The organism is Paenibacillus thalictri (assembly GCF_004307995.1).
Classification (GTDB): domain Bacteria; phylum Bacillota; class Bacilli; order Paenibacillales; family NBRC-103111; genus Paenibacillus_AF; species Paenibacillus_AF thalictri.
The window spans coordinates 110,389-135,375 of sequence record NZ_SIRE01000016.1 but is presented as its reverse complement, the minus strand read 5'-3'; the positions used below and the strand labels follow the sequence as shown (position 1 = coordinate 135,375).

The window sequence follows — 24,987 nt, the reverse complement described above, 5'->3', positions numbered from 1 at the left end:
CCAAGAAATTAATTGGCGGTCGGAATCCCGAACCCATCCCACCCCCTCATCCCGCCCCCTCATTCCGTCCCATAGTGCAACCCGTCAAAAAAGTGCAATCCCCCTTAATTACAGCGGTCGGACCGCTGAAAAAAAGTGTTATTGCCGGGAAATCATCGCCTCGATAAGATGGAGTCAATCTTACTCGAAAGGAACGACAAACGGATGAATCAAATACGAGCAAGCGGCGCCGACGGTACACCCGCAATCGGCAGCGGATCAGTCAGGAACGGGGCAACCGGAAAAGGGACTGCGCGGGGAAAATCGCAAACCGGCAGATGGGCCCGAACGATCAAACGCAACAAATATTTGTATCTGCTCGCGCTTCCCGGCATTTTGTTTTTTCTTATTTTTAAATACGTGCCGATGTGGGGCATCATCATTTCTTTTCAAAATTACTCGCCTTATCAAGGCATACTGCACAGCCCTTGGGTCGGCTTCGAGCATTTTGAACGGTTTTTCACGAATCCTGATTTTTTCATATTGTTTCGCAATACGCTGGGCATCAATGTGATGAGCCTTGTCTTATTTTTCCCGCTGCCGATCGTGCTTTCCATTCTGCTTAACGAGCTCCGCCACCAGTTGTTCAAAAAGATGGTGCAGACCATCGTGTATCTGCCGCACTTTTTTTCATGGGTCATTATTGTCGGCATCACGTTCCTGCTGTTGTCCCATTCCGAAGGCGTGATCAATAAAATGCTGCAGGCGTTTGGTTTTGCGCAGATCGACTTTTTAACGACGCCAAACTATTTCTGGCTGCTGCTGACGCTGCAAACGATATGGAAAGATGCGGGCTGGGGCACGATTATTTTCCTCGCGGCGATCGCCGGCATCGATCCGCAGCTGTACGAGGCGGCAAAAATGGATGGGGCCGGGCGGTTCCGTCAAATATGGCACATTACGCTTCCTTCGATCCGCAATGTGATCGTCATCCTGCTTATTCTGCGCATCGGGCATATGATGGACGTCGGTTTCGAGCAGGTGTTTCTGATGATGAACGGAGCCGTTTCCGATGTGGCCGACGTGTTCGACACCTACGTATACCGGGTGGGCATCAAGCAAGGGCAGTTCAGCTACAGCACGGCGATCGGGCTGTTTAAATCGGTGGTTGGGCTCATCCTGGTCATCGGAGCGAACAAATTTGCCAAACGGATGGGCGAGGAAGGGGTGTACTAACATGAAGCAGCATATGGCGGACCGTCTGTTTACAGCAGTGAACGTATCGATTTTGTCAATTATTGCGGCAGTCAGCTTGTTTCCGTTATATTATGTGTTTATCGTTTCATTTACGCATCCCGACGAGTACTTCAGCAAAGGGTTTGTGTTGTTTCCGGAGACGTGGAGTTTGCTTTCCTACCGGTACATCCTCTCGACGAAATCATTTATCAACGCCATCGGAGTCAGCGGCTTTCTGGCCACGGTCGGTACGGTGATTTCGCTGATCGTCACCTCCGCTTTTTCTTACACCCTGTCGCGAAAACGGCTGGAAGGACGAAAAGTGCTGATGCTGATGGTGCTGCTGACCACTTTGTTTCAGCCGGGCATCATTCCGAATTACCTGCTCGTCCGTGAACTCGGTTTGATCAACAGCATCTGGTCGCTGATTGTGCCCGTCCTGACCAGCGGCTGGTATGTGCTGCTGATGAAAGGTTTTTACGACAGCATCCCCGACAGTCTGGAGGAAGCCGCCACAATGGACGGCTGCAACGAGATCAGCGCTTGGCTGCGCGTTATTTTACCGCTGTCGCTGCCTGCGATGGCCGCATTTGGCCTGTTTTACGCGGTTGCTTACTGGAACACGTTTTTTAACGCCATTTTATATATCAATAACCACGAGAAATGGCCGCTGCAAGTATTGCTGCAAAATATCCTGATCGACGCTTCTACCGCATCCGGCGGTTCGGCGGCGATGGAGCTGATCAGCGAGCAGCAAATTCCGTCGGAGACGCTGAAGATGGCCGCCGTTGTTGTCGCGACGATTCCAATTTTGCTCGTTTACCCGTTCTTACAAAAACATTTCGCCAAAGGCGCGATGGTTGGCTCGGTCAAGGAATGATCGCGACCGTTAAATAAAAGGAGGTCAAATAAACATGAGCAAGCTGAAAACAAAACGTTTTGCGCTATCGGCGGTGGCCGGAGCTGCCTTGATATCCACGCTGCTGGCGGGCTGCGCGAAAAGCGGACCTCAAGGTCAAGGCGCGCCGGGCGCGGACAAGGGGCCGACAACCATTCAAATGATGACGGTCTTTTTTACGCCGGAACCGCCTGGAGACGATGACGTCACCAAAAAGGAAATCGAGAAACGGACCAATACGAAGCTGAACATATCATGGGTGTCCTCCAACAATTACGATGACAAGACAAATGTGACCTTGGCTTCGGGCGACATTCCCGAGCTGATGCTTGTGCTGGACCCGTTCCATCCGCAAGTGAAGACAATGGCGGCCCAGGGTGCTTTTTGGGACCTGACACCATACATTAAAGACTACAAAAATTTAAGCGCTTTCCCCGCTCTTTCGTGGCAAAACAGCGCGATCGGCGGCAAAAACTACGGTATCCCCCGCGTCAGGCCGCTGGAAGGGTCGGGCAATTTCCCGCTTGTCCGCAAAGACTGGTTGGATAAGCTTGGCTTAAAACCGCCGACGACCATGGACCAAATGTACGAAGTCATGAAAGCTTTTACGGAAGGCGACCCGGACGGCAACGGCAAAAAAGATACGATCGGTTTCACCGGTCTGGTCAATCCGGACGGCATGGGATCTTTCGCTTGGGTGGAAAATACGTTGAACGGCGCCAACGGGCGGTGGAAGGAAAAAGACGGCAAGCTTGTCGACACGATCTTTGAGCCCGGGACACGTGATACCCTCGTGTGGCTGAACAAAGCGTACAAAGACGGCATTATCGCTCCCGACTTCCCGACGCTGAAAAATTCGCAGGTGCGCGACATGATTACGACAAACAAAGCGGGTATTTTCGCCGATGCGATCAAACCATCCTGGCTGCTGACCGGGCAGATGCGGAAGACGAATCCGCAGGCCGACCTGCTGCCGCTCACGTATCTCGAAGGCCCGCAAGGCAAATATGTGCCTAAAGATTCAGGCGTATACGGCATGTACGTGATTCCGAAGACGGTGCCCGAGGCCAAAATGAAAAAACTGCTGGAGTTTATGGACTACGGGGCGACTGAGGACGGATGGATGCTGGCCAGCTTTGGCCTCAAGGACGTGCATTATACGGTCAAAGACGGCGTGATCGCCCCAACCGAGCAGGCGACCAAAGATAATGTAGGCGTGTTTCTCCATTTGTTCGCCAACCTGGACAAATACGAAAGAGCGTACCAAACCGGTATCCCTGCCGATTTCCTGAACCGCAACAAGCAAATTATCGACGAGCGGGCCAAATACAGCATCGCCGACCCGGCTTTTGGGCTGAACTCCGACACGTACACCAAGGTCGGCAAAGATTACGACAAAAAAGCGATGGACCTGAAGGTGAAAATCATTTTGGGCCGGGAACCGATCACCGCATGGGACGACTATGTCGGCAAGCTGAAAAGCGACGCCCAATACCAGAAAATCGCCGCCGAAATCAACGACGAATACAAGAAAAAGAAAGCGAAGTAAGCGAAAGGAGGCAGCGCACATGAACCACAAGCCGAACATACTGTTCCTGATGAGCGACGAACACCGGGCTGATGTAACCGGTTATGAAGGAAACAACGTGATACGCACGCCGAATCTCGACCGGCTGGCCGCTACCGGAACCGTGTTCCGCAACGCTTATACGCCTTCTCCGATCTGCATTCCGGGCAGGCAAAGCATGATGGCCGGACAGTTTCCGCGAACGACCGGCTGCGAAAGGTACGGGCAGGATTTGCCGCCGGGCCACATGACCTTTTCCCGAAGACTGGCGCAGTTTGGATATCAGACTGTTGTCAGCGGAAAACTTCACCATATGGGGAACGACCAGATGATGGGCTGGACCCGGCGTATCGGCGGGGATATGCATGTCGAACCGTCTTTTATTGAAAACAAGCAGGAGGATGAATATACTAAGTATAAAATAGCGCCGCAGAAATGGACGCAGGAGAAGGAAGTATGCCGTGCCGGCGTCGGACGGGGCCCATGCATAAGCCATGACGAATATGCGGTGCAAGGGGCTTTGCAATTTATCGAAGATTATTTCAACTCTTCTTATTATGACCGTGAGCAAATACAGCCTTTGCTGTTGAAAGTAAGCGTGCTGCAGCCGCATTACCCCTATTTGACAAGCGAAGACAAATTTACGTATTATTTAAACCGCGTCACGCCGTATTTGAACGAACCGCTGTTCGATCATCCATTTCTGTCGCGGTTTCCGGTTCAAGCCGGACAACAGGCGTCCGCACGGGAGATCCGCCGGGCGACGGCCGCTTATTACGGCATGGTGGAGACGATCGACGGTTATTTTGAGCAAATCATGGCAGCGCTTCAGCATGCCGGGCAAAATCTCGACGAATGGATCATCATCTATACGTCGGACCATGGCGAAATGTTGGGCCAGCATGGCGTGTGGGAGAAGCAGAAGTTTTTTGAAGCGAGCGCCAGGGTACCGCTGCTGATTCGTTATCCGCAGCGGTTTGCGGGAGGGCGTGTCGTTCGTGAGAACGTCAATTTATGCGATTTGTTCGCCACGTTATGTGACATATGCGATGTTCCGGCACCTGAAGGACTGGACAGCCGGAGCTTGGTACCGCTGCTTGAGGGGCGGGCGCCGGATTGGAACAATGAGACGATTTCCCAATTCGGCGGCACCAATCTGATGATCAAGCGGGATGATTTAAAATATCAATATTACAGCTCCGACGGTTCGGAGGTGTTGTTTGACCTGCAGCGGAATTCGGAAGAAACGCTCAACTTTATCGCTGACCCGGAATACACGGATCATGTGCAGCGTTTTCGGCGGCGGGCTCAAGAATTACAGTTTTAATTAAATGTTACTTTAAGCGAAAGGCGGCCTGCACTCATGCGAGGATGGAAGTCGTTAGCCAGGACACCGGTAATTTCATGGATGCAGCGCCGTTTTTATCGCAAAAGTTTGCTCATCGTGCTGTTGGTTACTTGCGTGCCGACCTTGCTGGTCGGCATCGGCGTGAACTGGATTGGCATCAGCCAATTGGAGAAAAACGTGTCAGCCGCCAGGGAAGCTCAGGTGAAGGTATCGATCGAACGAACCGACGAATTGTTCACCCATCTGGAGAAAAACGCCACACAATGGGCGTTTAATCCGGTATTGGGTCCCAAACTGCTGAACCTGGCGACGTATTACGATTATGAGCATATCCGGGAAATCATTAAGACGCTAATATTGCTGAAAGGCTCCAGCCCATTAGTGGAGGAGGCGTATTTGTATTTGGATACGCCGGGCAGCATTTTTTCTGAAGAAGGCGGTGTCACGCCGGTCGGCGATCCGCAGGAAAAGCGGCGGTTTCATGCCTTGCTTGAGGAACCGCAGACGACGTATTGGCTTTCGTCGTTTGGACTGATGCAGCCTGGAACGGGCGATGCTCCGCCTGCGCTGATTTACCGGCTGCCTGCCGGAAGCGTGCAATCGTCCGCTGCGCTTATCGTTTATTTAAACAAAAGCAAAATGGCGCAGATGCTCGGCGAACCTCCGTCCGGCGTCAAAAGCAGCTCATTTCTGATCACCTCCGAAGGCTCCTGGATCGTAACGGCGGAGGACCATAAGCCAACCGTCTGGGAAGAAGATTTACGCCAAGCCGTACTTGCAAAAGGCAAACGCGAAGGAACGTTTATTTACTCATGGAAAGGGCGGGGAGAGCAATATTCCGTGTCCTACAGCACGTCTAAACGGCTAGGCCAAAGCTGGACCTATGTATCGTACGTATCGTTGTCGGAGATGGCGGCTCCGGTTCTGCTCGTTTCCCGCTTTATTTATGCCATCAGTTTAGGGGGGCTGTTGACGGGGATCGTCATTTCCGTCCTTGCATCGCGCAAGTTGTATGAGCCCATCCGGTACTTAACCGGCTTATTTCGCATGAATCGAAGAATGAACGCGCTCGAAGACGTGGATAATGAAGTTGAATTTATCGAACGGGAATGGAAGCAGTTGACCGAAAAAAGCCGAAGCCTGCAGGAGCGTGTGCAGGAGCAGCTTCCGCGGCTGCGTGAAGGGTTTCTGATGCAGCTATTGCAGGGGCATTTTTATTCGTGGACGGAAGATGAAGTCAGGCAGCGGATGCGGCAGCTGGAATGGGTGCTGGAGGACGACCGGTTTGCCGTCGTCATCGTTCAGCTTCACGGCTTCTCCAAGTTAACCGGCAGGTTTTTGCAAAGCGATACGCAGCTTGTTTCTTACGCTACCGCCAACATTATCGAGGAGTCGGCCAAATCGAGATTCGCTAAAACGGAAGTTATTAATTTTCAGGATATGTCTGCGGGGCTGCTCATCTTGTTTCCCGAGGACCGGCCAACCGAACAGATCAAGCTGGAGCTTTACGAATACGCGGAACATCTGACTACGGTGCTGAATGACATTATTAAGATGGGTGTTACGGTATGTTTGGGCAGGCTTACTTCTTATGCAACTCAAATACCGGTAGCGCTGGAGGAGGCAAGACGTACGGTGAAAAACCGCAAGCTCGCCGAGTCGAATCAAATACTGGATGCTGACGATTATGCGGGCCAATACCAAGCGCCGGTTCAATATCCGTACGCGGCCGAATCGGATATGATTCAAGCCATCCGGACCGGGCAACTGGAAGATGCGCTTGCCGCGCTGCGTCAATTTTTCCGTGAGCTGAACGACCATATGGGCATCCAGCTGCTGTTTACGCAGGGCATGTTTCAACTGCTGGGCAACGTGCAGTTCGGGTTTCTGAAAGCCGGATACGATCCGTACAAATACAATGCGGCCGCTGATCTGCACGCCGAGCTGGCCCGTTTAAGCGAGCCGGAGGAAGCGGTCTCCTGGTTTGAACGCAAAGTCGTCCGTCCTTACGTAGAGGAAGTTCAGCAGATCATCGATTCGCAGGATCAGAAGTACAAAATCATCGTCGACAAAATGATCGCCACGCTACATGAGGACTATCACACCGACATTTCACTTGAAGCGTGCGCAAGCGAACACGGCGTTAATCCGTTTTCATTAAGCCGCATATTCAAACAGCTGACCGGCGTCAATTTTATCGAATATTTGACCCAGGTTCGTTTGGATCATTCCAAACGGCTGCTGGCGGAAACGGACGCCAAAATCAACGAAATCGCCGAACGTGTCGGTTACCAGCCGACGTACTTCAACCGTATTTTTAAAAAATACGAAGGTGTCACGCCGAGCCGCTACCGTGAGCTGCACATAAAGTGACAGCATTCGGAACTATTCGTTTCAACGCACCGAGCAGAAGAAGATGTGCCCTTTGAGCCTGCCATAGGCTGAGCGGGGCACATCTTTTTTGGCATAGACCAGTCCGAGTGCAATGCCCGGAAGCGCATCGTGACAAGGCGCTCAGGCTGGCTTAGCTACGGCTGACAACAGGCAGCTGCAACGGCTCAGGAGATCATCGTAATGGAGCCGATCTTCCACGGTGTCGAGGCCGACTCGCGCACCATATGAAACGTATACGTACAGCGCTGTTCACGCCGGCCTTCCCGGGTAATGCTTAAATCGACAGGAATGTCGACGGTGAGCATGTCTTTTGTTATTTTTGCCGGCCTGGGCAGCTTTTTATTTATGCCGGTAATTGCATCCTCTTTCAGAAAGTATTCAAGTTGGGTTTCATTTGCCTGTGAAAAACTCATCCGCATCAGCTGCTGCTCTCTCATCTTCAGCGCGATTAAGAACGTATCCGCCACTTCGTTGGGCGAAGCCTGGTTCAAAAATTCGCCGGCCTTCCCGGCTGCTTTGCGCAGCATCAGTTGATGATCGGGATCGAGATTCCCTTTGCCGTGCGTTGTGCTGCCGAGAAAGTGAATGCAAAAATGGCCGGAGAAATCGTTGTCCGGTATGCCGTCCCCGCCATGCGGCATGCCGTGCATCGAAGCGGCCAACTGCCGGTCTCCGGTCTGCACGAGAATCGCTTTCCTCTTCCAGCTCCATTTGCCGTTATAGATTTTCTTCATGATAGCGGTATCCTGCTTAGTCAGCGGCTGTACATCGGCATGGCTGCTGCCGGCTCTGCGCTGCACGTGAAAGGACAGCCCCGTTTCCATATCGGTTACTTTAAACTTCGCTTTTTTCGGAATCAGCTGTTTGGCGTCGTTCCAAGGGATCAGTTCGCCGTAATGGGCTGAACGGGCATATGCCGCGTAGTCCAACAGCTTTTTTCCGTCCTTCTTTTTTAGTTCGAATTTCTCCTTAGTTTCACTGTTATATAAATTGCCTTCTTGATCGACCCAATACGAAATGCCTCCTTCTTCGCTGCCGATTGTAACATAGGTATCCGTGACCGGAAGAAAAGGGACCGGACCGCGATGTGCGGCATGCGCCAAAGGATCGAATTTGCGGCTGCTGCGGAAGTGCAGCTTCGTTTCCGCTTCCGAAGCCGGGGACGTTTTGATCGATATCCATACATCTGGAACGGGGGCTGCTTGAACGGGCATAGCCGGCTGAGCGGGCTGTATAAGCAGACAACTCGCAACGGCGATCATAATGAACCATTTGCGGTAGCAAAGCAAGATGTTTTCCTCCATCGATCTGATTGCTATTAGTTTCATCCAGCTATTACAAAAAAATGCATCCCGTTTTAGAATAAAGGTTGGCCGATTGCTGCAGGTGTATAAATATTGAGTAAATCTGGAAATATAAGAAAAACTTAATCGAAGAACAATCAACGATGAGCGACCGCGAATAGCGGAAGTTTTTCTTGCGTGCAGAAAGTTTCGTATGCGCTGTCGCGCAAAAGATTCAGAAACTTTCTGACACTAAAAGAAAAACTTAATCGAAGAACAATCAACGATGAGCGACCGCGAATAGCGGAAGTTTTTCTTGCGTGCAGAAAGTTTCGTATGCGCTGTCGCACAAACAATTTGAAACTTTCTGACACTAGAAGAAAAACTTAATCGAAGAACAATCAACGATGAGCGACCGCGAATAGCGGAAGTTTTTCTTGCGTGCAGAAAGTTTTACTAAAACTAAAAATACCTGATGGGGTGTATGTATGCTCTTCCTCAGATGGCTGAAGGGACGCCGGACCCGCATAGAAGGAAAGCTGCCCTTGCCGGCGGCTCCGCAAAATCCGGAGCGCGATTTGACCGATTTAACCTCGCGGCTCGAATGGTTCCAGTCTCAGCTGTCTCAATGCTTTGACGCCAAATTTGAAGAGCTGCTTGTAGACGGCAATATCCGCTGCGCGCTGATATACATATCCGGCCTAATCAATGAAAACCAGCTGCAAGAGCACATTCTCATCCCGCTTCAAACGGAAGCTTCCGGTTTATCCGCAGCCGGATTGCTGAATGAAATTTCCGAGACGAAGCTCATCCCCGTTTCGCGGATCGAAACGACAGGCAATTGGCAGCAGGCGCTGCAATCCTTATTTGACGGCACGATTGTTATTCTGATCGGTAATGAACCGGAAGCTGTCATGATTCCGTTGAAATCGACGGACAAGAGATCAATCGAAGCGGCGCAAGATGAAAACGTCATCCGCGGCCCCAAGGAAGCTTTTATTGAAGATTTGGCGACGAATATTACGATGGTGCGAAGAAGGATCAAACACCCTGCATTAAAGTTGGAGCAGCAGCATATCGGCATGTATTCGAACACTTCCGTCGTTATTTGTTACATAGAAGGCATATGCGAGCAAAAGCTGGTCGACGAAGTGAAGACCCGGATGTCGCGAATTGACATCGACGCGATATTCGACGGCGGTTTTATCGAAGAATTCATTGAGGACCAGCCCTTTTCGCCGTTTCCTCAAGTGCAATATACGGAGCGGCCGGATACGTTCAGCGCTGCGCTGCTGGAGGGGCGGGTCGGCATTATGGTGGACGGTTCACCGATGCCGATTATCGTTCCCGTCACGTTGTTTATGCTACTGCAGTCGGCGGAGGATTATTACCAGCGGTTTATCGCGGCAACGTGGATCCGCTGGATCCGTTATCTATTTTTGCTGATCTCGTTTCTGATGCCTTCCGTCTATATCGCCGTAACGACCTTTCATCCGGAGATGCTGCCCCCCAATCTGCTGCTGACCGTGGCGGCTGCCCGGGAGGACGTTCCGTTTCCCGCAATCGTGGAAGCGGCGCTGATGGAAATCACTTTTGAGGCGTTAAGAGAAGCGGGACTTCGCATTCCGAAACCGATCGGCCAGACCGTTTCGATCATCGGAGCGCTTGTTATAGGGCAAGCGGCCGTACAGGCCGGGATCGTATCGGCCCCGATGGTTATCGTCGTATCGGTTACTGGGGTAGCATCTTTTATTATTCCGCATTTCGATTTGGGACTTGCTTTCCGGTTATTGCGGTTTCCGGTGATGATTCTTGCCGCAAGTTTCGGACTGTACGGCGTCATCGTCAGCGTGATTCTGATCTATATTCATCTGGCCGGGTTGCGCTCATTCGGAACGCCGTATTTGCTGCCCGTTGCGCCGATCAATTACAAAGGCTGGAAAGATACGCTGATCCGCGCGCCTCTTTGGATAATGAAACAAAGACCGCTGCTGTACGGAACAAGCAATGCCAACCGGATGATATACAGAAAACGGCCGCAAATTCCCGATGATGAAGGTGATTAAACATGATACTTTTGCTGAGGAGCGGTATGCTGCTGCTGTCTGCGGTTTGTTTGCTGCCGCTCATCGGCTGCTGGTCAAGAATCGAGGTGAATGATCGCGCATTTGTGACCGGCATATTTATCGACCGGACGGATAACGGCGAATACGAAGTGTCGTTGAAATTTCCTTTGACCACACGGATGAGCCAGAGCGGGTCGGTATCCTCCGGGGGGCATACCGGCAATGGCAACCCCTACACCATTGTTACGAAAAATGCAGAAAGCATTCCGATCGCCGTCCGGAAAATACGTTCCGATCTGTCCCGCGAATTGTCTTGGGGGCACTGCCGTGTCATTGTGTTCGGAAGAAAGGCGGCCGAAGCGGGTGTCGACCAGATGCTGGAGTTTGCCACCCGTCAGCCGGACCTGCATACCAAAACTTATGTTATGGTGTCCGCAACATCAGCAAAAGATATTTCCTATATGACCCCGGTTTTCGAACGGTTTCCTTCTGAGGTGCTGAGGGAATTTGCCAATAGACATGTGACATTGGATACAAGCGTTAGAGATTTTTTGGAAGCCAAAGAAACGGGCGGAGACTTGGTCGCTCCTCTGTTGGTCAGCGCGCAGGCGAACATGCTGAGCGAAAAAGGCATGCCCGGCGTTTGGGTCGGTACAGACGGAGCGGCCATTATGAAGGCCGGCAAAATGGTCGGAACCTTGGATGTCAAAGGGATGAGAGCGTCATTATGGATCAAGGGCAAGATGAAAGATTCGATGATATCCGTTAGTTCCCCGACAGACGGGAAAATCATTTCTTTTCATATCTTGTCCTCGAATTCGTCGGTAAAACCGGTGATCAACAACGGACAAATCGAATTTCATCTGGAGATTCACGCGATTGACGATGTGACTGCCTCCGATTCCAATATCAATTTGGCGGACCCCGATCAAATTAAAAATTTGCAGGTTAAGCTTTCAGAGCAATTGTATGGCAGAATCATGAAATCGATCGAAAAAACGCAAAGGCTTGGTGTCGATGCATTTGGTTTAGGGCAATATCTGGAGTGGCGTTACCCCAAAGTATGGCGGCAGCATCGCGATAATTGGCGTGAAACTTATAAAAATTGCAAAGTCCGCTTAACTGTCGACGTGTACATCAGACGGATCGGCGAAGAGAAAAATCCGATAAGCAGCCAAATTTCAACGTAGCAGGAGATGGAACATGGTCATCGCTACATTCGTATATCTGCTCATCGCCCTTTATGAATGGCGCTTTCTAGCCAGTCACCGGCGCAAAAAAAGAACCTATTGGATTACGGCATGTTTTATCGTATTTGCTTACATATATACTTTGGCCGTGATATTGGCCAAGCATTTTCCTGGTCCGAACAGGCTGTTGGAACTGGTGTTCGGTACATAAGCCCGAAAAGAATCGCGCAAAGGAGACGGATAGTTGATGCAGCGGATTAATCAGCTTCAAGTGATCATCTTTTTTGTGATGTTTCACTTCTCGACTTTCGCGGGATTTATGATATCGCCTCTGACCAAATCAAGCTCATATCAAGGCTGGCTTGTCATGATACTCGCTATGGCCGGAGGTTTGATCGTTACGTATATTTCTTATTCCTTGGCCAAGCTGAGGCCGGGTGAATTTTTGGCACATTACGGCAAGAAACTTGTGGGAAAATGGCCCCACTACGCGATCATGGTGTTGTATTGTTTTTTCTTTCTTCATTTATCAAGCATCATCGTAAGGCAAATATCCGACTTTCTGGTGCAAACCTTTTTGCCGACGACACCATTGTGGGTTGTTGCAGGCATGTTTTCATTTCTTGTGGCCATCGCGGTAAGATCGGGTTTTGAGGTGATCTTCCGCTGCGCGTCGGGTTTTTTTATCGTCATCATCAGCTCGGCCGCTCTAGTGCCTTTTATGGTTGGAAAAGAGCTGAACTACAATCGGGCCATTGCCTTTATCACCCATTTGGATGCCGGCTCTTTATGGAATCCGGTGATCACGTTTATTCCCTGGTTTGGGGAAATGTTTTTGATCCTTTTCATCTTTCCGTTTCTGGCCGAACCTGAGAAAACATACCGTTCTGTCATGTGGTCCATGCTCATAAGCTTAATATTTATCGAGATTGATTTTATATTATGCCTCCTGATGTTCGGAGCGGATGTAACGGGACATTTCTCATACCCCATGCTGGAGATGGTGCGTTTTATCCGGATCGGCGACTTTCTCGAAAATCTCGATCCGCTGCTGGTTACCATCTGGATCTCCAGCGTTTTTATTAAAGTAAGTTTGCTGCTTTATATGGTATTGCTGATCACCTCACAGCTGTTGGGCCTTAAGGATTCGAGGCCGCTGTCGTTTTCGTTCAGCGCCATCATGCTGGTGATGGCGATTCATAACACGCCCAATTCAACGATGCTTGAACATTTTATTATGAAAACTTGGCCTGTATTTGCTATGCTAGTAGAGTGCTCACCGCTGATTTATTGGGCTGTTCAACTATTTAAAAAAAGCCGAATGACTCGGCAGCAAGATTAACTTGTCTCATGAAAGGGTGAATGGAATGAACAGCGAAGAGGATAGAAAGGAAATTTTAATGGGCATTCTCCGTAAGCTGGATTACATGCATGCCAATTATGACGGAAAAGATCCTGACGTCGAAGCGCGGATGCGGGAATATGAGGAGCATCTGGATTCGGTCATTCAGGAGCTGCCTGAAAAAAATCCGATCCGGGACGTGTGGAAGTGTTACGCGGAATCGCACGGCAAGCTGAAAGAAATATTAGGTTTTACGAAAACGGATCAAGGGGACAAGTAACACGCAGCTTGTCCTCTCATTTTTTATCCGAAGCGAGAGAAAAAAAGAAAATGGCCAAAAAAATGAAAGAAAAGACAACCATCATTTCATGAACCGCCGGCTGGCTGAAATGGGTATGCTTATAGATGATCATATAGAGTTGAAACAGCAAAATATGAAGGGAATCGCGCCCAAATGACTTTAAAGTATTTTTATCCATATGCAGTGTCTCTCATATTCTTGTATTTTTGACGGCCTAATCTATGTATACGCGTAAGATTAGTTTTTATTCATAATGGCAACCGATAGATGACACAATGAAAGGAACATATTATAATAGAGTAGATACACTGAAGGGTGGAAGAAATATTGAAGTTCAGACCATGCATCGATATTCATAACGGCAAAGTCAAACAGATCGTCGGCGATACGCTGAATTCGGATAAACAGGACGTAGTGGAAAATTTCGTGTCAGAGTATGACTCTGCTTATTATGCGGAGATGTTTCAGAGAGATCGTCTGACCGGCGGGCATGTCATTATGCTCGGCGGCGGCAACGAGGAGGCTGCTGTGCAAGCGCTGCGCCAATATCCGGGCGGCTTGCAGCTCGGCGGCGGAATCACGGCAGAGAACGCCGCAGGGTACCTCGAACAAGGGGCCTCGCATGTGATTGTCACCTCGTACATATTTCATGATGGGGAACTCGACATGCAGAGACTGCGGAGGATCGTCTCCGAGATCGGCAAAGAGCGGCTGGTGATCGATCTGAGCTGTAAGGAGAAAGACGGCAGCTGGTACGTAGTGACGAATAAATGGAGGAACTTTACGAGTTTCGAAGTCAGCCGCGGCAACATCCGCGAGCTGGAGCAATATTGCGATGAATATCTGATCCATGCGGTTGACGTGGAGGGCAAACGAACGGGAATCAACGAACCTCTTGCGCGGCACATCGCCGAATCGGTAACCATTCCCGTCACTTATGCGGGCGGCGCGCGGTCGCTTTCCGATTTGCAGTTGTTTCATGAAGCGACTGGAGGCAAACTCGATATTACGGTCGGAAGCGCCTTGGACATTTTCGGCGGAGATTTATCGTATAAGGAAGTAGTGGGATTTTGCAAACGTACCGTCAGCTAGACCATACAGATAAAAACCTTGAACTCAAGGTTTTTTTTCATACACCCCAAAAAAACGGAGCCCATGCGAATACTATGTTTTTGAATACCTTAGAATTTATTATCGGCAGGAGGGAGCAGTCATGGAACCTGTGTTTGATAAGCGGTATGAGCTGTTAAAGCAATCCATACAGTTACCCGACGGCAGTGCGATGTGGAAGGGAAAAGATAACGCCCTTCATCGCGACGCCATTTTTATCATATCGGAAATAACAGACCGCAGCCGGGATTTGAATCCGATCGGACTTGCCGGGCAATTGCCGGACGGCGGTTTTTTGCATATATTGGACGCGGAAATACAACCCGGTTACCGTAAGATCGTTTTGAAAAACTTGGACGGCGGACCGCTGCTAAACCAGATTGAAAAACATTCCTTTTCATTTGATCAAGTCATCGCCATGGTGCTGAATCTGGGCGAGCATATGCGTGCGGCTGCGGCGGAGCATATTTCCGGTTATGCCGTGTCTGCAGGCAACTTATGGCTGAACGGCTTCGGCGAGCTGATGGTCATTAATTTCTGGACGGAAGGAGCCCTCGAAGAGCGGGAGGCTGCAGGCCTTTGCTCGCTGTTGTATCAGCTTGCTGCCCGCAGCCGGGAACTACCCGCGCTAGATGAAGCTGCGGATATGCAGCCAGCCGGCTTGCCTGCCGGATGGAGCGACCGACAGTGTCAGGCGTTGTTTGCTATGCTCCGTGAGGCCGTGAGGGGGCAAATCTCATTGGCATCGCTGCTTATGCAGCTGCAGGTGCTGAAACTCAGCTATTCCGAACCAACTGACATGACGGAAACGGTCATCATGCCCCCTGTTGTGGAAACGCCTAGATTAGCTCAGGAGAAACCAAAACAACAGAAACCGCAGCCGCGGAAAACGGTAAAACGGGAAGAACCCGACAGGGATGAGGCGCTGGAACGAAAAGGGGTTATTGTCATCCCGAAAAGTTGGGTGCTGCTTGGCATCCCGATTGCCGGCATTGTCGGCGTTGTTGTTGTCATTGTATTGTTATCCAACATGCCGATGCAATCGTTCCGCGATAAGGAAACGCAGCCCTCAGCTACCGCGGCGCCGGTGGAAAAACCAAAACCTGCTAGCGAGACGGCCATGAAGCCGCAGACGGAGCGGCCCAAAAAGGAAATCTCCGCGGTTGCTGCGGAGAAACCGGCTGATGCGGAACCGGCCGATGTGCCGCCGATCACCGGCTTGGCGCGCGAGGAAGCGGAGAAAGCGCTGCTGGCCGCGGGATTTCGCTACAACTACAAGATTGAATCAAACGCTCAGCTCGCCAACGGCACGGTATTCAAGCAAGAGCCGGAGGCGCATACCGCTTCGACGAAGGGCAGCAGCGTCACTTTTTGGGTAAGCAAACAAAATTAATTGGATTCGTCTTACGGCGGCATTCGCTGCATGGACGACTCGTATTTCGCTCGCGCTAATTGTCCCTGAAAATTGCTAGGGTTTACCTGGGTGTGGCGGGTGAAATTCGGGGGCAGAGGCGGTCTTTGGCGTTTCTTCAGCAACGATTTCGCTAACTCGCTAGGTTGTTTTTTTAGAGGCCCTCCTTAGTGCATGGATGTTTTTCATGCGCTCTCTTTGTTTTTTTATAAATGTAAACGTTATCAGGGGAGTTGGGCGTTAATGCAGCGCTATCACAGCTGACTTGGTGTATAAAACAAAAATAAACAAACATATAGAAAAATAAACGGAAATAAAATATACTGTGAAAGGGGAGTAAACCAAAATAAGCGAGGGGCTTAAGACAATGCCAAAATTACAAATCGACGAGCAAGCCATATTGGAAGCAATTGACCGCGTTGTGACACGCACGTTTCGTATGGACTTTACATGGGATTGGGCGGCCGGAGTCGCTTTTTACGGCGTATCGAGAGCGCACGAAGCAACCGGGAATCCGGCTTATCTGGAGGCGCTGGTCCGTTGGGTGGACGAGCAGTTGGAAGAAGGCGTTCCGGAGTTGACCGTTAACGCGGTTTCAATCGGCCATACGCTGATCCATTTATATAAAGTGACGCAGGACGAGAAATATGTGCAGGCAGCGGTTCATATGGCGGAATATTTGCGCACCGAAGCCCCCCGTTTTGCCGACGGCATCTTTCAGCATACGGTTTCGCAAAATTACAATTTTCCCGAGCAAGCTTGGGTCGACACGATGTTTATGGCCGGCTATTTTCTAGTGCGTCTAGGTACGCTGCTGGGCCATGCCGATTATTTGGAGGACGGCTTGCTGCAATATCACGGGCATGAGCGGTTCCTTCAGGATGAGAACACAAACCTGTATTATCACGGCTGGGATCATCTGGCGCAAAACAATATGTCATCCGTTTTCTGGGCGAGAGGCAACAGTTGGGCGGCTTATACGATGTCGATGGCATTAAAGGAAGTGGAGGTCACCCATCCTTCTTACATGAAAATCTACGATTCGCTGCGCGATCAAGCGAGCTCGCTTGTCAGACTTCAGGCGGAAGACGGCTTATGGCATACGGTGCTGACGGACAATTCGTCTTATACGGAAACGTCCGGATCGGCCGGTATTGCCGCCGGTCTGCTGAGGTTTAACGAAGCGATCGGCAGCCCGCTGTACAACAAATATATTCAAAAATCGCTGGACGGCGTATTCGGTCGTATAGCCGATAACGGGACTGTTACGCATGTCTCTGCAGGAACTGCGGTGATGAACGATAAGGAAGGGTACAAAGGCGTAGCCGATAAGCGGATTCAAGGCTGGGGGCAAGGCCTTGCCCTTGTGTTCTTATCCTCGTTGACAGGTTATCAGTGGAAATAAAAGCGGGGAACGACGCTGCACGGCGCCGCAACAACGGCTCGAAATTGGCAAGTTATTACTGTCGGGTTTCGAGCCATTGTTATCGGCTGGAGGAACCTGGAGAGCGGCACCCTTTTTCCCGGAATGGGTTCACAAGAAAGCCGCTTTTATCGAGACCGCAGTTTGGCGTAATAATCGGCCACAGCATGGAACGATGCTTTAGGTTCCCACGGCATGCCGTTGTAGGCGGTGCCGGTTTGGTCCGTGTACGTCTTGACCACGCTGTAGCTGGCCTTATCCAGATCGTACGATGTCTGTTCGTTGTAAGGATATGTCACACTAACAAAAGTAAACAAAAACGCCCCGTTGATCTTCTCGGCTTCAAATATATCAAGCAGCTCCGAAATTTGCCGCGCCTGCATGGCTTCATCCCTGACGAAATTCCCCTTCAGCTGCGGTGGCACTGCGCTTCTATCCACGATGTTCCAGCCGTAACCACCCTTATCTTCCGCCCCTTGATAGGTGCAGCATCCGAACTCCAGAACAATAACCGGCTTGCCGTGTTTGAAATAATCTCTCAGCTTGACCGCATAATTCGCTTTGTTATGCGCATCGCGGTAATAATCAATGCCGACGTAATCAAACGGAGTCCAGTCGACATTCTCCCATGTGCCCGACGCATATGTAACACTTCCGTGAAAATGCTCTCTGACCACAGCGGCGGCTTTGGACAAAAAACGGTTCAGCCGTTTTTGAAACGAACCTCGGACGATTGTGCTTTTCAACAGCTTCCAAGGTTTCATAAACGTGGCGATCCGGTCAAAGGAAGTAGCGCCGTCGACCAGCCCTTTCATAAAAAACGTCAATTCGCAGCCCGTGACAAAGACGAGATGATCGGATTGCTTGCGAAGCGATTCCGCCGCTTTGGCGCATTCGGCAAAATAATCGAGCGTTTCTTGTTCGTTTGCATCGATTTTGGCCGGTGAAAACCACACCTCAAGTCCTTGCGCGAGCGCATATTCGGCAGCGGCAACCAGTCTTGGCAGCGGCTCCCCGGATATTCTGACGGCGTTACAATGCAGATCACGTTTGATGATTTCCATTTCGCGGCGCACGATATCGGGATCGAAATGGTCGCGTGACGACGATGCTCTGCCGCGGGTAAACGTGCCGACATCGTAGTTGATGCCTCTGCGCCGCAAGATATGATCGTTTGTCATAACAAGGCCTCCTTTTTACCTAATATGACCCTGCGAGAGTTCTCCAAAGGGGAAGCGGGGAACCGGCCCTGCCATTAATCGTTATCGCCGACGTGCTGCGGGTAATACAACGTAACGGCGGTGCCCCAGCCTTTCTTGCTGAGCAGCTTGATACGGCAGGTTTGGCCGTATTGCAGCACAAGCCGTTTATTTGTATTGGAGATGCCCACATGTCCCGGAAGCTCTTGATCGGACATGAGAACCGCACGTACCTCGGAAAGGCGGCTCGGATCCATGCCGGGGCCATTATCGACAATCGTAACAGACAGAACGGAGTCCCGGAGCCTGATTTTAATTTTGATATGGAGATAAGCTTTGGCTTCCACCCCGTAATGAATACTGTTTTCAATAAAGGGCTGCACGCTCAGTTTCAGCACACGGCAATCCGCGAAGGGCTGAACATTGTCCCAAATTACTTCAAAGCGGTCCTTGTACCTCATTTGCTGAATCCCGATATAACTGTCGATATTGGTCATTTCTTCATTCAGTGTAACCATTTGTTTGGAAGTATTCAGCGCATACTGCAAAATTTCCGACAACAGCTCGATCATCTGGGTGGCCGCATTGGGCGCGCCGGTCAGCTGGACCGATTTCCAATACACCGAATTTAACGTGTTGTACAGAAAATGAGGGTTAATCTGCGACTGCAGCGCCTTGAATTCAAGCGCCTGCATTTTGTAAAGCCGTTCCGACAGCTGCACCTTCAAATATTTTTGCTCGATAAACGACTCGACGATGTTTTGGATAATCAGCGCGTAGATATCGTCAGCCTTCTGCGGAATCGCTTCGATCGGATTCGGCGAGTCGACGGATTCGAGAATATGGATGATCCCGTAAACCTGCTGATAATTTTTACGGGTTAGCCATAAGGCGACCCCGGCGCAAATTGCCAGCGATGCCAAGGACAGCAGGCCCGTTGCGGCAATCAAGGCGGCAGGCAGATTAAACAACGAGGTCCGCGGCACAACGGAGATGAGATTCCACTGAAGCCGGTTCGCTTTTTTGACGGTAATATGCTGCAACCCTTCATCGAAATGCGCGATATCGGTGTTGCCGGTCAGGCGTACTGAAGGAACATGGGCTGCCGCCCCCGAACCGCCGGAATGCATAATCACCCGGCCTTCGTTGTCGGTAATGAAGAACTGCCTGTCGGGCTGCTCGTTCATGGTTTGGTAGGCCTTCTCCAAATAAGCAGGCAGCATGTTGACAACGATGACCCCTTTGCTGCTGCGGACCCCTTTGACCGATAAAAATTTGTACAAGCTGATGACCTTGGTCGGCTCGCGTTCGAATGCATATTGGTGAATGCCGCGAACCTCTGTTTTGATTTCGTCAAAGTTGGTCTGATTCCGGTAAGTGGGGAACCAGCTCACATCATAGAAGCTGAGCTCATCTACGAGCCCTTCGCGTGAACTTAAAAAACGGCGTTTATCGTTCTCATAGTACACATACACGGAATGCACATACGGCTTGGAGTTGGCCGGAACGTCAATAATATTTTTCAAATAAAACAGCGCTTCGATATCGTCGTACGAATAATTCGTTTTGGACAAAATGCTGCTGAGCCGGGTGGTGATTTTCGGGTCCATGTCAAACGAAAGGCTGAGCGAATCAACTTCCGCGGCGATGATTTCAATCAGCTCGTTGTATTGGTTCAGCATCTGCTCTTGGGACCGCTGTGCGTCCAAGCGGATATAGCGGTCGGAAATATAAATCGCCAGCGAGCCCAATATAAGCAGCGGAATCAGACAAAGCAGCAGCATGTTGGCCAGATGTTTTCGAAAAAACTTCCGTTTGAGCGTTTTGTCGGCAAACGGGCTGTGGAGTTCATTTGTCATTTTTATATTGTCCCGGGGTTACTCCGAAATATTGTTTGAAGGACCGTATGAAATTTTTGGCATTGACATATCCGACCAGCTCGCTGACCTCGTACGCTTTGTGATGACTGCCGCGAAGCAGCTCTGCCGCTTTCTCCATCTTCACCTTCTGCACGTAATCGGAGAAATTAATGCCGGTTTTCTTTTTGAAAAAAGCGCTTACGTAACTGGCGTTCATATTGACCAGCTCGGAAACCTGCTGTAGTGTGGCCGTCGGGTAATTATGGTCGACAAAAGCCGTGATGGCGGCAACAATCGGGTCTTCGGGCATCACGTGCGTGTCGGCGTCCGCCGGCAGTCCAGGCTGCACCCCCGCGGCTTCGTCCAGTTCGCTCTTCAACTCGCTGAACACCTGCACGATATCGTTGTATTTGGCGGGCTTGACCATGTAATGTTTGACCCCGTATTGCATCGCCTGACGGGCATATTCAAACTCCCGGTATGCGCTCAGCAGAACGGTCCGAACGGCAATTTTGCGCTCGGAGAGCTGTTTGGTCAGCTCGATGCCCGACATTTCCGGCATTTTTATATCGCATAACATCACATCTACCGGGTTCTGTTCCATGTAGTGCAGCGCTTCGGCTCCGTTCCCCAGCTGGCCGACGATCGTAAATCCGACCGACTCCCAGGGGAAACAGTTGCACAGCGTGTCTCGCGTATCATGTTCGTCATCAATAACAAGGAGCTTATACATCGTTTATCCCTCCTATGGGCATTATAACATAACGGGAACAAACGTATACATTCAGACATAAACGGGTGTAAATACAGATAATTCTAAAGAAATGATACCTTTTTTAAAAATGTACAAAAAATTGTAACCGTTTTCTAAAATGGTATCCCTTTTTTCAGAATCGAACCGGGTGTTATGATGGTTGTGGCGCCAAATATAACGTTAGGGGGATTCAAGGTTGAAAAAAATAACTAAGCTTATCTCCAGTGCAGTTGTAGGTTCTATGATGATGGCGGCGCTTGCGGCTTGTGGAGGCAATGCGGCCAACGAGGCCAAACCGGCGCAACCGGCGGCAGGCTCGAACGGCGGCAAAGATGCCGCGGCGAGCGCGAAGCAAGTAACTTTGCGCTTCAGTTGGTGGGGCAACGACCCGCGTCATCAGGCGACGCTGAAAGCGATCGACTTGTATATGAAACAAAACCCAAATGTGAAAATTGAAGCCGAATATATGGGCTTTGACGGATTTTATAAAAAGCTGCTGACTCAATTTGCGGGCAATACCGCTCCCGATCTGCTGCAGTTTACGTATGAATGGGACAATGACATGTCCGACTTCCTGCTTGATCTGAAGGGCAACAAGTCTCTTGATGTCTCAGGCATCGATCCTGAGGTTATTAAAAATTTCGGCACTTACAAAGACCGGATGATTATGGTGCCGTCGGGTGCATTTGCGGCTACTACGTTTTATAACGAAGCGTTTTTTGACAAATACGGCATCGCCAAAGACACCGTATGGACCTGGGATAAGATCATGGAGGAAGGCAAAAAAATCCATGAAAAAGATGCAAAGGCTTACTTGCTGACAGCGGACGTCGACGTGCTGAACAAGCTCATCCTGCAGCCGTATATTGCGCAGTTGAGCGGCAAGACGTGGATCAACGACGATTTCACAACCGGCTTTAACCGCGAACAGCTGGTTAAAGGACTGACCTACATGTCCGATCTGTATAAAAACGGCGTCATTGAGCCGTTTGGCGACAGCTCCGCATTTGTCGGCAAAATGGAGCAAAATCCGAAATGGGTCAAAGGCGAAATCGGCATGTTGTTTGACTATGTGCAAAGCTACGACAAGTACAAACAAGCGCTTGGAACAAATGGCAAACTTGCTGTAAGCGCATTCCCGCAAATGGACGGCGCGGCCCAATCCGGCAACCCGGTCATCGCAGGCACCGGCTTTGCCGTTAACAAAAAATCGCCAAACGCCGATGAAGCCGTGAAGTTCATCAACTGGATGACCAACGACAAAGACGCGGCGCTGCTGCTTGAAACTCAGCGGGGCATTCCGGCTGCAAGCACCGCCAAAAAAGCGCTGCAGGATGCAAACAAGCTTGACCCGAACATTACCAAAGGCCTTGATTTGGCCGCCAAAGTGAAATCGGTGGCGCCTAACGTGATCAGCACCAACGCAGAGCTTGCGCAAATCGTCAAAGACGCCTTCCAGAAATTGATTTACGCCAAACAAACCGCCGATCAAACCGCCGACGAAATCTTAAAAGGCTACGGCGACAAACTGAAGGAACTGAAGAAGTAATATCCAGATTATTCTAGTAGGAGTGCCGCCCATGGCGGGCGCAACTCTCTGCAACGCGATACCAGGTTCGGTGAAAGTGTGAATATTTATTCATGCAATCATGGAGGGTAAGAGAACGGTAAGGAAAGTTTACGTCCGCCTTGAAAACCATGTTTTTACCGCAAGGTAAATTATTTAAAACATGGTTTTCACGAGCGGTGGATTACCGTCTCTTTCCCGGAATGATGGAGTTTATGTATAAATATTCATAATAACTCCGCCAAACCTGCATCCAAGACTACACAAAGAAAGGGGCGACGGCCATGAAGCGCTTCACGCTCCGTCATTCCGTATGGGGCCTGCTGTTCATTTCTCCGTGGATCATCGGGTTTGCCTGGTTCCAGCTGTACCCGCTGATCTTATCCTTTTATTACTCGTTTACCGACTATTCGGTAGTGAAAGCGACTCACTTTGTCGGCTTGAAAAACTACATCACCATGTTTACGAACGATAAAGACTTTTTCCCGTCGCTGAAGGCTACCTTCTTATATACGCTGATTGCGGTTCCGGCCAAGCTGGCTTTTGCGCTGCTGGTGGCGATCATTCTGAACTCCAAGGGCAGATTCATCAACCTGTACCGGACGATGTATTACCTTCCGTCCATTCTCGGCGGCAGCGTGGCCATCTCCTTGCTGTGGCGGTTTCTTTTTATGAGAGAAGGGATCGTCAATCAAGTGCTTTCCTTTTTTCACATTCCATCCGTTGACTGGCTTGGAAGTCCGTCGATTGCGCTGTGGACGATCAGTTTTCTCGTCGTATGGCAGTTTGGTTCGTCCATGGTGTTATTCCTTGCCGGTTTAAAGCAAATACCGATGGACTTGTACGAAGCCGCTATGGTGGACGGAGCAAGCCGCCTGCGGATGTTTATGTTCATCACCGTGCCGATGCTGACACCGATCATTTTGTTTAATCTTGTCATGCAAACGATCGGAGCGCTGCAGGAGTTTACCGCGGCTTTTGTTGTAACCAACGGGGGACCCGTGAAATCGACGTATTTGATCGGCTTAAAAATATACGACGATGCCTTCCAGACGTTAAAGATGGGTTACGCTTCCGCATTGTCGTGGGTGCTGTTTGCGATCATTTTAATACTGACCTTGATTATCTTCCGTTCGTCAAGATCATGGGTGCATTATGAAGACGGGGGGAGAAGCTGATGATGCTGCAGTATGGCAAAGAACCGACTCTGACGGGGCGGATCGTTAAAAACGTGCTGTTATGCGCTTTTGGTCTGCTGATGATTTACCCGCTGATCTGGCTGTTTTTCGGCTCGTTTAAAACCAACTCCGATCTGTTTGGTTCGCTTGGCCTGATTCCCGAGCATTTTGTGTGGGACTCTTACGGCAAGGGCTGGACCGGAACGGGACAATACACGTACGCGACTTTTTTTGCCAATACGCTGCTGCTTGTTGCACCGACCGTCGTATTTACGGTGTTATCCAGCGCAATTGTCGCTTACGGATTCGCAAGATTTAGCTTTCCGCTGAAAAATCAGCTGTTCGCGTTAATGATCTCGACATTGATGCTGCCGCAAGCGGTCATTATTATTCCGCGGTATTTGATTTTCCGCGATTTGGATTGGCTGGACAGCTATTTGCCGTTTGTCGTGCCGGCGATTTTCGCCTGTTATCCGTTTTTTATTTTTATGCTGGTGCAGTTTTTCCGCGGTCTGCCGCGCGAGCTGGATGAATCCGCCGTGGTCGACGGCTGCAATCCGTTTACGATTCTGGTGCGCATTTTGCTGCCGCTGTGCAAACCGGCTTTGTTTTCCGCCGCCATTTTTCAATTCATATGGACCTGGAACGATTTCTTTAACTCGCTTATTTTCATTAATAGTGTCAAAAAGTATACCGTATCTTTGGCGCTGCGCATGACCATCGATTCAACCGGCGGCACGGTTGCCTGGAATCAGATTATGGCGATGTCGGTGCTGGCGATTTTGCCTCCGGTGCTGATTTTCTTTATGTTCCAGCGTTATTTTGTAGAGGGCATTGCGACGACCGGGATTAAAGGATAAGCTGGATAAGCAGCACTGAAGC

At 50.2% G+C, this 24,987-nt stretch carries 20 protein-coding genes; 16 read left to right on the top strand and 4 right to left on the bottom strand.

The window, feature by feature from the left end:
• Window positions 1–204 precede the first annotated feature (204 nt).
• Genes EYB31_RS22220 through EYB31_RS22200 form a run of 5 tightly spaced genes read left to right on the top strand, consistent with a single transcriptional unit; the run spans window position 205 to window position 7,401 of the window.
• Window positions 205–1,215, top strand: coding sequence for an ABC transporter permease (locus tag EYB31_RS22220; protein ID WP_131015616.1), 1,011 nt, complete (start codon window positions 205–207; stop codon window positions 1,213–1,215).
• A gap of 1 nt (window position 1,216) precedes the next feature.
• The gene (locus tag EYB31_RS22215; RefSeq protein WP_131015615.1) at window positions 1,217–2,095 is read left to right on the top strand and encodes a carbohydrate ABC transporter permease; all 879 of its coding nucleotides are present in this window, start codon (window positions 1,217–1,219) and stop codon (window positions 2,093–2,095) included.
• Between the two features lie 34 nt (window positions 2,096–2,129).
• Complete coding sequence (locus EYB31_RS22210) at window positions 2,130–3,662, top strand: extracellular solute-binding protein (protein ID WP_240762724.1); 1,533 nt, start codon at window positions 2,130–2,132, stop codon at window positions 3,660–3,662.
• 19 nt (window positions 3,663–3,681) lie between these two features.
• Window positions 3,682–5,007 carry a sulfatase-like hydrolase/transferase gene (locus EYB31_RS22205; RefSeq protein WP_131015614.1) on the top strand — a complete coding sequence of 442 codons (1,326 nt, stop codon included), beginning with the start codon at window positions 3,682–3,684 and terminating at the stop codon, window positions 5,005–5,007.
• 36 nt (window positions 5,008–5,043) lie between these two features.
• Window positions 5,044–7,401, top strand: coding sequence for a helix-turn-helix domain-containing protein (locus EYB31_RS22200; protein WP_131015613.1), 2,358 nt, complete (start codon window positions 5,044–5,046; stop codon window positions 7,399–7,401).
• A 185-nt stretch (window positions 7,402–7,586) separates the two neighbouring features.
• Here the strand turns inward: EYB31_RS22200 and EYB31_RS22195 are convergent, their stop codons facing one another.
• Complete coding sequence (locus tag EYB31_RS22195; protein WP_131015612.1) at window positions 7,587–8,750, bottom strand: hypothetical protein; 1,164 nt, start codon at window positions 8,748–8,750, stop codon at window positions 7,587–7,589.
• Window positions 8,751–9,193: 443 nt separating this feature from the next.
• Between EYB31_RS22195 and EYB31_RS22190 the strand changes: the two genes are divergently transcribed.
• The 8 genes from EYB31_RS22190 (at window position 9,194) to EYB31_RS22155 (ending at window position 17,530) form a co-directional block, all read left to right on the top strand.
• Complete coding sequence (locus tag EYB31_RS22190; RefSeq protein ID WP_131015611.1) at window positions 9,194–10,771, top strand: spore germination protein; 1,578 nt, start codon at window positions 9,194–9,196, stop codon at window positions 10,769–10,771.
• A gap of 2 nt (window positions 10,772–10,773) precedes the next feature.
• On the top strand, window positions 10,774–11,961 hold the full coding sequence (locus EYB31_RS22185) for a Ger(x)C family spore germination protein (RefSeq protein WP_131015610.1): 1,188 nt from the start codon (window positions 10,774–10,776) through the stop codon (window positions 11,959–11,961).
• A 13-nt stretch (window positions 11,962–11,974) separates the two neighbouring features.
• Window positions 11,975–12,172, top strand: coding sequence for a hypothetical protein (locus tag EYB31_RS22180; protein ID WP_131015609.1), 198 nt, complete (start codon window positions 11,975–11,977; stop codon window positions 12,170–12,172).
• A gap of 36 nt (window positions 12,173–12,208) precedes the next feature.
• Window positions 12,209–13,303, top strand: a complete 1,095-nt coding sequence (locus EYB31_RS22175; RefSeq protein WP_131015608.1) for a GerAB/ArcD/ProY family transporter — start codon at window positions 12,209–12,211, stop codon at window positions 13,301–13,303.
• A 1-nt stretch (window position 13,304) separates the two neighbouring features.
• Entirely contained in the window at window positions 13,305–13,583 is a 279-nt protein-coding gene (locus EYB31_RS22170) for a hypothetical protein (protein ID WP_131015607.1), read from the top strand.
• A gap of 348 nt (window positions 13,584–13,931) precedes the next feature.
• Window positions 13,932–14,696 (top strand): phosphoribosylformimino-5-aminoimidazole carboxamide ribotide isomerase, encoded by a 765-nt coding sequence (gene hisA / locus EYB31_RS22165; protein ID WP_131015606.1) that lies wholly within the window; start codon window positions 13,932–13,934, stop codon window positions 14,694–14,696.
• Window positions 14,697–14,817: 121 nt separating this feature from the next.
• Window positions 14,818–16,107 (top strand): Stk1 family PASTA domain-containing Ser/Thr kinase, encoded by a 1,290-nt coding sequence (locus EYB31_RS22160; protein ID WP_131015605.1) that lies wholly within the window; start codon window positions 14,818–14,820, stop codon window positions 16,105–16,107.
• A 385-nt stretch (window positions 16,108–16,492) separates the two neighbouring features.
• Window positions 16,493–17,530 carry a glycoside hydrolase family 88/105 protein gene (locus EYB31_RS22155; RefSeq protein ID WP_131015604.1) on the top strand — a complete coding sequence of 346 codons (1,038 nt, stop codon included), beginning with the start codon at window positions 16,493–16,495 and terminating at the stop codon, window positions 17,528–17,530.
• Between the two features lie 146 nt (window positions 17,531–17,676).
• On the opposite strand, the gene EYB31_RS22150 is transcribed toward EYB31_RS22155, so the two are convergent.
• The 3 genes from EYB31_RS22150 to EYB31_RS22140 form a co-directional block, all read right to left on the bottom strand.
• Window positions 17,677–18,729, bottom strand: coding sequence for an abortive infection protein (locus EYB31_RS22150; protein WP_131015603.1), 1,053 nt, complete (start codon window positions 18,727–18,729; stop codon window positions 17,677–17,679).
• Window positions 18,730–18,803: 74 nt separating this feature from the next.
• Window positions 18,804–20,606: a sensor histidine kinase gene (locus tag EYB31_RS22145; RefSeq protein WP_131015602.1), complete on the bottom strand. Its 1,803-nt coding sequence runs from the start codon at window positions 20,604–20,606 to the stop codon at window positions 18,804–18,806.
• Complete coding sequence (locus EYB31_RS22140; protein ID WP_131015601.1) at window positions 20,596–21,339, bottom strand: response regulator transcription factor; 744 nt, start codon at window positions 21,337–21,339, stop codon at window positions 20,596–20,598. The genes EYB31_RS22145 and EYB31_RS22140 overlap by 11 nt, the downstream gene beginning before the upstream one ends.
• 217 nt (window positions 21,340–21,556) lie before the next feature.
• On the opposite strand from EYB31_RS22140, the gene EYB31_RS22135 reads away from it, so the two are divergent.
• The 3 genes from EYB31_RS22135 to EYB31_RS22125 all read left to right on the top strand — a co-directional run bounded on the left by EYB31_RS22135 (window position 21,557) and on the right by EYB31_RS22125 (window position 24,965).
• Window positions 21,557–22,909, top strand: a complete 1,353-nt coding sequence (locus EYB31_RS22135) for an ABC transporter substrate-binding protein (RefSeq protein WP_131015600.1) — start codon at window positions 21,557–21,559, stop codon at window positions 22,907–22,909.
• A 302-nt stretch (window positions 22,910–23,211) separates the two neighbouring features.
• Window positions 23,212–24,105, top strand: coding sequence for a carbohydrate ABC transporter permease (locus EYB31_RS22130; RefSeq protein WP_131015599.1), 894 nt, complete (start codon window positions 23,212–23,214; stop codon window positions 24,103–24,105).
• Complete coding sequence (locus tag EYB31_RS22125; RefSeq protein ID WP_240762723.1) at window positions 24,105–24,965, top strand: carbohydrate ABC transporter permease; 861 nt, start codon at window positions 24,105–24,107, stop codon at window positions 24,963–24,965. The genes EYB31_RS22130 and EYB31_RS22125 overlap by 1 nt, the downstream gene beginning before the upstream one ends.
• The last annotated feature ends 22 nt before the right edge of the window (window positions 24,966–24,987 follow it).